The following is a 12200-nucleotide window of genomic DNA, read 5'->3' as shown; positions in this document are numbered from 1 at the left end:
TATAGAGAAAATGGACGCGGAGGGGAATACACTTTGGATAAAATCATCGTCCGCGGCGGAATTAGGTTAAGCGGTACTGTCAAAGTAGAAGGAGCAAAAAACGCTGTCTTACCGGTTATCGCCGCAACACTGTTAGCAAGTGATGGCAAAAGCGTAATTCGTGATGTCCCAACACTCTCCGATGTATATACTATTAATGAAGTATTACGCTATTTAAACGCCGAAGTGGAGTTTGAAAATAATACAGTAACAGTAAATGCATCTCGAGAGTTGAAGGTAGAAGCACCTTTTGAATATGTACGCAAAATGCGTGCTTCAGTTTTAGTCATGGGATCTTTATTAGCAAGAAATGGCCGTGCCCGTGTGGCATTGCCAGGGGGCTGCGCAATCGGTTCCCGCCCAATCGACCAGCATTTAAAAGGCTTTGAAGCGATGGGTGCGAAAGTAAAGGTTGGTAATGGCTTTATTGAAGCGGAAGCACCAGAAGGCCGCTTGCATGGAGCAAAAATATATCTAGATTTCCCTAGCGTTGGTGCTACGGAAAACATTATGATGGCTGCAACATTAGCCAAAGGCACAACGATTTTGGAAAACGTAGCAAAGGAACCGGAAATTGTAGACTTGGCTAACTTCCTCAATAAAATGGGTGCCAAGGTTAAAGGGGCAGGAACTGGCACGATTCGCATTGAAGGTGTGGACGTACTGTTTGGTGCAGAGCACAACATCATTCCTGACCGCATTGAAGCAGGTACATTCATGGTAGCAGCTGCCATTACAGGAGGAGACGTTCTTGTAAAGGGTGCTGTTCCTGAGCATTCCGCTTCTTTAATCGCCAAGATGGAAGAAATGGGTGTTACCTTCATTGAAGAAGCTGAAGGAATCCGTGTGCTGGGTCCAGATAAATTGAAGGCAGCTGATATTAAAACAATGCCTCACCCTGGCTTCCCGACAGACATGCAATCACAGATGATGGCCCTATTGCTTCACGCTCAGGGTACAAGTGTGATCACGGAAACTGTATTCGAAAACCGTTTCATGCATGTGGAGGAATTCCGCCGCATGAACGCTGATATTAAAATTGAAGGCCGTTCAGTCATTATGAACGGACCAAGCAATCTGCAGGGTGCAGAAGTAGCCGCTACTGATCTTCGTGCAGCAGCAGCCTTGATCCTGACTGGATTGGTGGCAGATGGCGTAACACGCGTAACAGAGCTGAAGCATCTTGACCGCGGATACGTGAGTTTCCACGAAAAGCTTGCTGCACTTGGTGCAGATATCGAACGTGTGACAGAAGTGGAAGAAACACCTGTTAATAACAGCCTTGTTTCTGACATGAACGCATAAGTGATGCCAATCAAGGCGGCCATTGCGAGTCGTCAAAATAGTCGCCTTGCGCGCATACCAAACTGAAACCGCAGAATCGAGCTGTCAGAGGACTGACAAATCGATTCTGCGGTTTTTAATTAATGATAAGAATAACTTTTGAACGTTGATAACTGTCTAACACCAGCGCTTTTCTTATTGGCCGACTAGTAAGAAGGATTCATGGATAATTTTGAATATTTATACTAATATAATAGAAAAAAGATAGGATATAGTGAACAGCTGATGAAGATATAATGAAAAAAATCCTAAAGGTTTCTTTGAAGGTGAAAATTCTGGGATTGGTCCTCATGCTGATTATTTTTATCATCACGTCTTTATCTGGCTTATTTATTTATATGAAGCAGGCTGATGATGTGGTAAAGGCGAGGGAAATTTCTTTGGAAACGGCCAAGACCCTGTCTTATATGCCTGCCCTGCATGATTTCTTTCGGCATGGCGGCGGATATGAAGATATCAGTATATTGATGGACCAGATTAAATATCAATCCAAACCCATGACTGTATTTTTCCAGGGCCGTGATGGGAGGCTGATTGCTTCAACAGATGAAGACGGCTTATATAATAAGCTGAATAATGAGAATCTCGATAAAGCGCTTACTTATGGGAGCTATTACGTACTTCAAACAACAGAAAATGGCAGAAAGGTGCTAAAAGCGGTTGCCCCAGTTATGGTGGATTATGGACCTTATAAAAAAGTCGAGGGTACAGTCGTTGTCTTATATGAAATGGATGCGATATATCTTTCTATTTGGGGCGACATCGCAAAAATTCTAAAAGCTTCCGTCCTAATCTTAATTATAGGAATCATTGGAAGCTTCCTTCTGGCCAACAGCATTCGCAAAGATACACTCAATCTGGAGCCATATGAAATCGCGGCTTTGTATAGAGAAAGAAATGCTATTCTCCAATCGGTGAGAGAAGGGATCATTGCTGTGGATGAGCGAGGGTATATCACCATGATGAACTCGTCTGCACAGCAAATGCTGGATATTGAGGCACAGGCAGAAGGAAGGCCCCTATCTGAAGTAATTTGTTCCTCGGACATGTTAAAGATTCTTACTAACAGCGAAAAACAAAAGAATGTTGAAATTCAATACAAGGAAAAAATTATGATTGTCAACACTGAGCCTGTCTTTGAAGAAAATCAAAGAAAAGGGATGGTAGGCAGCTTCCGGGACAGGACAGAGATCAAGCATATGATTGATGCCCTATCAGAGGTTAGACAGTATTCCGATGACCTGAGAGCTCAAGCTCATGAGTTTACCAATAAGCTCTATGCCATTCTCGGCCTTCTGCAGCTGAATAAGAAGGAGGAAGCGATTGAGTTTATTAAGAATGAGGACCATATCCATTCGATAGAAGAAGATTTATTACTATCAAAAATACAGGATGAAAAAGTCCAGGCCATACTATTAGGAAAAATGGCGCAGGCGTCGGAAAAGAAAATAAATTTTGTTATTGATCCAGAAAGCTCGCTGGAATCCCTTCCGGAAAAATTCAAGCTATCTTCCCTGATCATTATTTTGGGAAATCTCATTAATAATGCATTTGATGCCGTTGCAGAAAAAGAAGAAAAGATGGTTCATTTTTTTGTGACAGATATCGGAAATGACATTATTTTTGAAATCAATGACAATGGGAAGGGGATTAAGGATGAGGATAAGCCATTTATTTTTCAAACCGGTTTTTCTTCCAAGGGAAAACATAGGGGATATGGTCTTGGAAATGTAAACGATGAAGCACGATCATTAGGCGGAATGATTGAATTTGACAGTAATGAAGAAAATGGTACGGTGTTTACTGTCTACTTGCCAAAATGATTATCTCTTATAAAGGGGGAATTTGAGTGGGGTAATCAATGTTCTAATTGCTGAGGATGATTTCCGGATTGCGCAAATCCATGAAGAATTTCTATCAAGGGTTAAGGGCATGAAGCTAATCGGGAAGGCCTTAAATGCAAAGGAAACCATGAATCTATTGAACGTCCATCAAGTTGATTTGCTGCTGCTGGACATATATATGCCGGATAAATTGGGAACAGATCTGCTGCTGGAAATCCGTGAAAAGTTTCCCGCACTGGATGTTATTTTGATATCAGCTGCCAGAGAAAAAGAATATTTGCAGAAAGCTCTGAAGTTTGGCGTCCATAACTATTTGATTAAGCCGGTAACAATGGAGACTTTTGTAGGAACACTTGAGAAATATAGACATGATAAGCAGATCCTGGACTCATTAGTGGAAGTGAATCAGGATGCCATTGACCGGTTATTTGGAAGCCGCAAGGTGAAAGAAGATAAACTTGATTTGCCTGCGGGAATTGACTACCTTACCTTAAACAAAGTAAGCAAAATACTAAAGAAGGAAACGAAAGGCATGTCCGCTGACAAAGTTGGCGAAAAAATGGGTGCATCCAGGACTACGGCGAGAAGGTATCTGGAATACTTGGTAAGTGCCAATAAAGCGTATGTGGAACAGGAGTATGGGATTGTAGGACGGCCGGAACGGAATTATTACATAAAAGAAGGATGAGGAAAAGTCCGAATGATCAGGGCTTTTTCTTTTTATAAATATGTGAACCTCTGAACATATGAACACAATGAACAAAATGCATATAAAGGTTTATATGGACAATTTTTTGAAAACGTTTACACAAAAGTGTTTAGAATTTATTATAAATTCAGAATTAATAACTTAAAAGGAGTGGAAACCGTGAAAAACCTTGGAATTTTAATATTAGCTGCATTTATGCTGGCAGCGTGTTCATCAGGTAAAGCATCGAACAGTGCAGATTACCCCTCGAAAAATATTGAGATTGTAGCCCCGGCATCTCCGGGTGGCGGCTGGGATTTAACTGCCCGTTCCGTACAGAAAATCTTAAAGGATAACAAACTTGTCAAAGGCAATGTAAATGTCATTAATAAGCCCGGAGGCGGGGGTGAGGTTGGCTGGAATTATCTGCATAGCAAAGACTCTCATAACCTGGCAGTTAACTCGAGTTTGCTTCTGACCAATAATTTGCTGGGGCAAAGCAAACTGACCCACAAAGATTTTACTCCTTTAGCCACACTGGCCACTGAATGGCAGGCAATTGCGGTATCTGTTGATTCTCCATATAAATCTATCAATGACTTAATGGATGAGATCAAGAAGGATCCAAAGTCTATTAAAATCGGAGTCGGCCCTGGCTTAGGGAATGATGACCATTTGGCTTTTGTGCAGGTTGCAGACATGAAAGGGATTACACCATCGGACTTGAATTTCCTTGTTTATGATGGAGGCGGGGGAGATGTCGTTACCGCTCTGATGGGGAACCATGTGGATGTTGTAACCACATCGTTATCAGAGGTAAAGGATCAGCATTTGGCTGGAAAACTTAGAATCTTGACTGTATCCTCTGATAAGACATTGGAAGAGCTCGAGGATGTGCCTACGCTCCAGGAAGAAGGAATAGACATGGTCTTTCCACACTGGAGAGGAATTATGGGCCCGCCTGACATGACTGAAGAAGAAATAAACTATTGGGATGAGAAGTTAGCTGAGATGGTAAAAACGGATGAATGGAAGAAGCTGCTTGAGAATAATGACTGGGATGACTTCTATCAAAATAGTGAAGAAACGAAAAAGTTTTTTGATGAACAGGAGAAGTTATACAAAGATCTGATCAATGATTCTGGTCTGGTTAAGTAAGGGAGCGATTGCGATGAAAGCCGTAAAAATCGGAATGCCTGTGTTGATGATCATCATTGCCAGCGTCTTTTTAATCAGCTCTTTTGCCATTCCAAAGGCAAACCTCGGAAATCCAAACGGACCTTTATATTTTCCGGTCGGATTAAGCATTTTCATGCTGGTGCTTAGTGTTATCTACCTTTTTAATGAATTGAAAACCCTTCATGAACACAATGGAAAAATCCAGGGGCTTTTCCAGGGGAGGACACTGAAATTAATAGGGGTTACAATTGTGCTTGGAGTCCTTTACGCCTTTATCTTCGAGCCCTTTGGATTCCTGGCTTCAACCATTATATTCTTGGGATGTCTGCTGTTCTATGTGAATGGATGGAAGAAGTGGAAGGCTAATATCATTGTCACGGTTTTATTTTCGTTAATAACCTGGTACGGCTTTAGTGAATTGTTGGGTGTGAGTTTACCATAAATATGGAGGTGAGAAGATAGCATGGATGCTTTCTTACAAGGGTTCCAGATTGTTTTACAGCCAATGAATATCTTTTGGGTTGTAATTGGCGGATTTTTAGGCACGATTGTCGGCATGCTCCCTGGATTGGGGCCAGCAACAGCTGTTGCGGTATTAATCCCGATTACTTTTGGGATGGATCCGACAAGCGCGATTATTTTAATGGCTGCCATCTATTATGGTGCCATGTATGGCGGCTCAAGAAGTTCGATTCTCCTCAATACACCGGGAGATGGATCTGCAATCGCGGCCACCTTTGACGGTTATCCGATGGCTCAAAAGGGACAGGCGGGAGAGGCAATGGCCATTTCCGCAGTGGCTTCCTTTATCGGCGGGGTATTGGCGGTCTTTGGTTTTATCTTTTTGGCAAAGCCGCTGGCAAACTTCGCTTTGAAATTTGGACCATCAGAATATTTCCTATTAATGCTTTTAACATTATCGGCGATTGTATCACTTTCAATCGGTAAAATGGTGAAAGGCTTCATCGCCATGGCTTTGGGTCTTCTGATCAGTACCATTGGAATTGACCCCCAGACGGGTGTGCACCGTTTTACAATGGATATTCCCCATTTAAGTGAAGGCATTGAATTCCTCATTGTTATAATCGGTGTTTATGCAGTAGGAGAAGTTTTTTATAACTTTTTAACGATTGATAAAGTAAAAAAAGAAAAGAAGAAGGTTGGCAGGATCTGGTTTACAAAAGATCAGTGGAAAAGATCGAAGTGGCCGATTCTTCGAAGTGCTCCATTAGGGTTTATCGTCGGGGTGCTTCCTGGAGCAGGAGGTTCGATTGCTTCCATGATGAGCTATTCAACTGAGAAGCAGCTATCAAAGAAGCCTGAGGAATTTGGCGAAGGAGCAGTTGAAGGACTGGCAGCTCCGGAATCATCCAATAATGCTGCTTCTGTGGGGGCAATGATTCCGCTTTTGACCATGGGAATTCCGGGTTCAGGCACGACAGCGGTTATGCTGGGAGCTCTTATCATGCTGGGAGTGAGGCCAGGCCCCTTGCTTTTTGAAAACGACCCTGGAATGGTATGGGCCCTGATCAACAGCATGTTTATTGGAAATATCGCACTGGTCATCATCAATATTCTCCTTGTCGGCTTATTGGTAAAAATCCTGGATACACCAGCTAAGGTCCTGTATCCGCTTATCATCATGCTGGCGTTTATAGGCACGTACACGCTCAGCTATAGCACCGTTGACTATTTCCTTCTGCTTCTTTTTGGCGTAATTGGGCTTTTCATGAAAATAATGGACTTCCCAATTGCCCCGCTGGTGCTGGCAATTATTGTGGGCGGGGATATGGAGCAGAATTTCCGGATGGCCCTGACTTCATCTAACGGAAGCTTAAGTATTTTCTTCTCTTCTGGAATTTCAATCACACTGATCGTGCTGACTGTACTTTCTTTGTTCTATCCAATTGTGATCAATAAGTTCAAGAAGAAAAGCAGAAATGATGATAAAGAAGCTATCTCTGCTTAATATGAGTCCAGGAAAGTCCACCAGAATAATGGTGGATTTTCCTGTTTATCCTGAAGGAGAAACATAATGAAAAAGAAAATTCTACTGATGATAGCAATCGCGCTGTATCTGTTCTTTTTTATCCTCCCGATGCAATGGGATATAAAAGTACAGTCGCTCACCGCGCTTGTGATCATCCAGCTATTATGGGTCGGAAATGTATTTCCCCTGGCATACAGCTCACTATTAGTCATGCTGATGTTTTCCTTGCATTTTTTTACTTATGAAGAGGTGCTGGCCTATATCGCCTCTGATGTAGTCTGGCTGCTGGTTTCGACATTTATCATCTCAAGGGCCTTTATCGATACTGGTTTAGCCGACAGGCTTTCCTTAATGATTTTGAAATGCTCTCGCGGTGCGGGCAAGGTGCTTGTCTTCATCTCGTTTTTCCTTGTCTTCATTTTATCGGTCCTTGTCCCATCCAATGTTGGCAAAGCAAGCCTTCTGTCTTCCGTATTTGATAGTCTGATCAGAAGCTTAAAGTCAATGGACGAATCAAGCAATCTGGCCAAATCCTTATTTATCGGCATCACTTATCTTATTCCAATTACAGGTGCTTTTGTAGCTACAGGAGCAAGTTCTACGATCTATGCTTACAGTCTTTTGTCCGATAGCGGCCATCATATTGATTATCTGCAATGGACTCTTACTTTTGGAGTGCCAATCGCGATTTTTGCCGTGCTGCTCGGTCTGGCATTCATCATCATGTTTCCGCCGGAAAAAATAAACAAAGAACATTTGCTGTGTCTGCTTGAAGCCAAAATCAGTGAATTGGGAAAGATCAGTTCAAGAGAAAAGAAAATGCTTGCGATTATGGGCATTACACTTGCTCTTTGGATCACACAAAGCATGCATGGATACTCAATTCCCCTCATTGGACTTTTGGGCGCTTGTCTGACCATATTCCCGGGAATCGGAGTCTGGGAATGGGAGCGGGCGAGAAAATCGATTAATTGGGATATCGTTCTGTTCTTTGCTTCTACGCTCATGGTCTCAGGAATGCTCTTAAGTACAGGCACCATCGATGTTCTGGTAAAGTATCTCACGCAATTCCTTGCCCTGAAGACTCCGTTTATGACTGCTTTGATCCTAGTTCTATTAACTTCATTGATGAGAATCATGTTTGTGAATGTCTTAGGTTTCCTCGCCATCATGCTTCCTTTAGTGATTTCACTTGGGGATGTACTAAGTGGCTTCCCGGCACTAAACCTGGTGAAGGCCGTGCTTTTGGCAGGTATTCCAGGCTTCTTCTTTATCACACAATCGCCTGTCCATTTAATCAGTTATTCATATGGCCATTTTAGTGAGAGAGATTTGCTTAAAGCGGGTGCTGTTTCATTCTTGATTTGGATCGGGGTTATTTTAGGAGCTTTCGCATTTTATTGGCAGGGATGAGACAGCTTGAAGAAAAAATGGCGTGCCCAATTTAACTGTGCACGCCATTATAGTTATTTAATTGTAGCCCTGGATTGGTTCACTGCGAAGGATGCGGCCTGAGTTCCGGCGACTTTTCCATAAACAGCGCCGGACATTAAGCCTGATCCACCCGGATAGTTTTTATAAAAGATTCCCCCAACCATCTCTCCTGCTGCAAAAAGCCCTGGAATGGGGGTCTGTTCTTTATTTAGTACTTCTCCATCGGTGTTTACATGTAGTCCGCCAAAGGCAAAGGTAATTCCGCATGTAACCGGGAAGGCATAGAAGGGTCCTTTCTCAACCCGCAGTGCCCAGTTTGTTTTTTCAGGAGTGATGCCTGATGTTGATTTTCCATCTTTCACAGACGGATTATAATCACCATTTTGAACAGCATCATTATATTCGTGAAGGGTCTTTAAAAACTGTTCTTTTTCAACAGGAATCAGTTCCGCTAATTCCTCGAGTGTGTCTGCCTTATAAACAGTTGCTTCTTTCAGATTATATTCTTTGCGCAGAAGAGGTCTTACTTGACTATCAAAGATCTGGTAAGCAACATGTCCAGGCTGTTTTAAAATTCCCCGTCCATATTTCGCATAGGTATAGTTCCTGAAATCGGCGCCTTCATCCACAAAGCGGTACCCTTCTTTATTTAACATGATTCCCAGCGGGTATGAATGCTTCTTGAAGATATCGCCTGGCTTTGTGAAATCACCGACCTTTGGAACATTATAGTCTGTACCAATGGAGTGGCATCCTGACCATTCTCCAAATGTTTCGGCTCCAGCCTCAATCGCCATATTGATTCCGTCACCTGTATTGAATTCTGTGCCCCGGACAGCAGCTGCTTCCCACTCAGGTCCTAAATTCCTGGAACGCATTTCTTTATTGGCTTCAAAGCTTCCACAGGCAAGCACGACACTGTTTGCCTCTACGGTAAGTTCTTTCTCTCTTTGCTTAACAACTGCGCCGGTGATTCTGCTGTCTTCCGTCAATAGCTTGGTTGCCTGAGCCTCATACCATATATCAATGCCTGCTTCCTTGGCACGCTGGAAAAGTGCCTTCATTAAGCCAATTCCTTTTTCTTTCGTTTTAACAGGAAGGCCGCCCCAGAAGTGAATTTTATCATCCTTTTTAAATGATTGATTATCATAATTCAGTTCAAATTCAACACCCTGCTCCTTCATCCAGACGATTGTTTCATAAGACTTTGAAACAAGCTGATTTGCCAGCTCCTTATGGCTCTGGCCTTCCGTCACCCTCATTAAATCATTATAATAGTCAGAATCACTGTACTCCGGCATAACAATGTTACCGGCTTCTTCATCTGTCAATAATGGCATGATTCTTCTGATATCGCTTAAATCGTTATAAGCAAAACGGATGGCCCCATCTGTAAAATATGAATTGCCTCCGCGCTTATGTTCAGGACCTTTTTCAAGAACCAGGACGCTTGCACCATTCTCCTTTGCCGAAATTGCCGCACATAGTGCCGCATTGCCGGCTCCCACCACTACTACATCATATTTAGCCATTTTAAGTTCCTCCCGACGAATGTTTACTATTTATAACTTTATTGTAGGGGGAATGGTAAAATAAATGAAATATTGATATTTTATTGTTAACGATAAAAAATTTCTATTTCAATGGAGGCTGAAATGGACGAAAAAGATTGGCTCATCCTGCAGACGATCCATAAAGAACGGAATATTACGAAAGCTGCGGAACAGCTGTATATCTCGCAGCCTTCATTAACATATAGGATTCAACAGCTGGAAAAAGAATTTGCTGTAAAAATCCTATCACGCAGAAAGAGAGGAGTGGATTTTACATCCGAAGGGGAATATTTAGTGGAATATGCCAATAGGATGATTCATCAGCTAAGAGAAACGAAGGATTTTCTCAGCAGCATGGAGGGTGAGGTAAGAGGAGCATTAAGGCTTGGCGTCTCGCAAACGTATGCCAGATATAGATTGCCTGAAATACTGGCTGCATTTCTAATTCAATATCCACAGGTAGACTTGAAGTTAAAAACCGGCTTCAGCTATGAGGTTATCCAAATGATTCAGAAAGAAGAGGCGAATGTTGGCATCGTCCGTGACCCTTATGAGTGGAAGGGGCCAAAAATGTTAATAGATGAAGAGAGAATCTTCCTTGCTTCAAAGGATAAAATCGATTTAGAACAGCTTCCATATCTGCCGAGAATAGATTATAACACCGATCCATCCTTGAAAAATATAATCGATCTTTGGTGGAAGGAAAACTTCGACCTTCCTCCGGCTATTACAATGGAAGTAGATATTATCGATACATGCCGTGAAATGATTCTGAATGGGCTGGGTTATGGAATCCTGCCGGAAATTTGCCTTAAAGGCTGCAAGGATTTAAACACATGGGAATTGAGCTTCAAGGGTGAAAAGCTTTACCGGAAAACATGGCTTGTATTTAATGAAAGTTCAATGGATCTCTCGGCCTCAAAAGCTTTTATCGAATTTATCCGGGGCAGTAAAGCTTAAATTGGATAAATCGCATTCCGGTTCATTAAGTTGTCATAATAGCTTGTCCATAGCCATAAACATGAAATGAGTTCGAATTATTTATTTGCTATGGAGGCTTAAAACATGACAAAATTCAAACCTTTCATCGTACTAGCCGCACTGTTGTTTGCCGTCACGCTCATCGTTCCCGCCCTGCTCGTGATACCCTTTACAGAAGGGAAAGTCAGCGGAAAGCTTGGCGAGGAGCTTCAGACTGAGACCAAGAAAGAGACGGCGGCAGAAATTCCCCAAGGGCCAGCCATAGAGGTAGGGGTCTATCGCCTTGCACAGAAAAAGCTGGAGACGGTTCCGCTTGAAGAGTATATCGTCGGAGTAGTAGCATCGGAAATGCCGGCTGAATTTGAAGAGGAAGCTTTGAAGGCTCAGGCATTGGCAGCAAGGACATTTATTGTTAAGCAGTTAATGAATAAAGATAGCGTTGAACTTCCTGAGGGGGCATTAGTTTACGATACAGTAACCCATCAGGTTTATAAAAATGATGAGGAACTGAGGCAGCAATGGAAACAAGATTATAAGTGGAAAATCGAAAAGGTAAGAGAAGCCGTTACCGAAACCAGAGGTCAGATCCTCACTTTCGATGGCTCACCGATTACAGCTTCCTTCTTTTCAACAAGCAATGGATTTACTGAAAACTCCGAGGCCATCTGGCCAAATTCCGTTCCTTACCTAAAAAGTGTAGAAAGCAAATGGGACCTCCAGTCTCCGAAGTTTAACGGCAGAGAGGTATTCACCGTTCAGGATTTTGAAAGGAAATTGGGGGTGACACTCCCTAATGATAGCACGATAGGAAACGTGACCGAGCGAACAGCCGGCCAGCGGGTCTCAAAAGTGGATATTAACGGGAAAGTAGTCAGCGGAAAAGACATCAGAGAGAAACTGGGTTTGAAATCAACAGACTTTACCTGGGAACGCAAAGGTGACAACATCATTATCAACACCCAGGGCTACGGCCATGGAGTCGGCATGAGCCAATACGGTGCAAATGGCATGGCGGCTGAAGGAAAGAACTACAAAGAAATCGTTGCCCATTATTATAAAGGGGTAGAAGTTGCCGCTTCCGACCAGCTGCTGACGAAAGTCACGGCTAAGAAATAAGCGAAAGAGCTGGTTCATAGAGAATCAGCTCT

General features: G+C 42.7%; 10 protein-coding genes. 9 read left to right on the top strand and 1 reads right to left on the bottom strand.

The window, feature by feature from the left end; translation table 11 throughout:
* Positions 1-33: 33 nt before the first annotated feature.
* From murA to JI665_RS15690, 7 genes are all read left to right on the top strand, one after another.
* Complete coding sequence (murA, locus tag JI665_RS15720) at positions 34-1344, top strand: UDP-N-acetylglucosamine 1-carboxyvinyltransferase (protein WP_206840683.1); 1311 nt, start codon at positions 34-36, stop codon at positions 1342-1344.
* A 275-nt stretch (positions 1345-1619) separates the two neighbouring features.
* The gene (locus tag JI665_RS15715) at positions 1620-3206 is read left to right on the top strand and encodes a sensor histidine kinase (protein ID WP_206840681.1); all 1587 of its coding nucleotides are present in this window, start codon (positions 1620-1622) and stop codon (positions 3204-3206) included.
* A gap of 22 nt (positions 3207-3228) precedes the next feature.
* On the top strand, positions 3229-3915 hold the full coding sequence (locus tag JI665_RS15710; protein ID WP_206840679.1) for a response regulator: 687 nt from the start codon (positions 3229-3231) through the stop codon (positions 3913-3915).
* A gap of 180 nt (positions 3916-4095) precedes the next feature.
* Positions 4096-5073, top strand: coding sequence for a tripartite tricarboxylate transporter substrate binding protein (locus JI665_RS15705; RefSeq protein ID WP_206840677.1), 978 nt, complete (start codon positions 4096-4098; stop codon positions 5071-5073).
* 13 nt (positions 5074-5086) lie between these two features.
* Positions 5087-5536, top strand: a complete 450-nt coding sequence (locus JI665_RS15700) for a tripartite tricarboxylate transporter TctB family protein (protein WP_206840675.1) — start codon at positions 5087-5089, stop codon at positions 5534-5536.
* 21 nt (positions 5537-5557) lie between these two features.
* Positions 5558-7063, top strand: coding sequence for a tripartite tricarboxylate transporter permease (locus tag JI665_RS15695; RefSeq protein ID WP_206840673.1), 1506 nt, complete (start codon positions 5558-5560; stop codon positions 7061-7063).
* A 66-nt stretch (positions 7064-7129) separates the two neighbouring features.
* Positions 7130-8497 carry an SLC13 family permease gene (locus JI665_RS15690; protein ID WP_206840671.1) on the top strand — a complete coding sequence of 456 codons (1368 nt, stop codon included), beginning with the start codon at positions 7130-7132 and terminating at the stop codon, positions 8495-8497.
* Positions 8498-8550: 53 nt separating this feature from the next.
* On the opposite strand, the gene tcuA is transcribed toward JI665_RS15690, so the two are convergent.
* Positions 8551-10050 (bottom strand): FAD-dependent tricarballylate dehydrogenase TcuA, encoded by a 1500-nt coding sequence (gene tcuA, locus JI665_RS15685; protein ID WP_206840669.1) that lies wholly within the window; start codon positions 10048-10050, stop codon positions 8551-8553.
* Between the two features lie 123 nt (positions 10051-10173).
* Here tcuA and JI665_RS15680 point away from each other — a divergent pair, with 123 nt between their 5' ends.
* Together JI665_RS15680 and spoIID are read left to right on the top strand one after the other, a co-directional pair.
* Positions 10174-11031 (top strand): LysR family transcriptional regulator, encoded by an 858-nt coding sequence (locus JI665_RS15680; RefSeq protein ID WP_206840667.1) that lies wholly within the window; start codon positions 10174-10176, stop codon positions 11029-11031.
* A 105-nt stretch (positions 11032-11136) separates the two neighbouring features.
* Positions 11137-12168, top strand: a complete 1032-nt coding sequence (gene spoIID, locus JI665_RS15675; RefSeq protein ID WP_206840666.1) for a stage II sporulation protein D — start codon at positions 11137-11139, stop codon at positions 12166-12168.
* Positions 12169-12200: the final 32 nt, after the last annotated feature.

Source organism: Bacillus sp. NTK034 (assembly GCF_017303275.1).
Taxonomy (GTDB): domain Bacteria; phylum Bacillota; class Bacilli; order Bacillales; family Cytobacillaceae; genus Cytobacillus.
The sequence above is the reverse complement of the archived record's forward strand: the minus strand, read 5'-3'. Positions and strand labels throughout refer to the sequence as shown.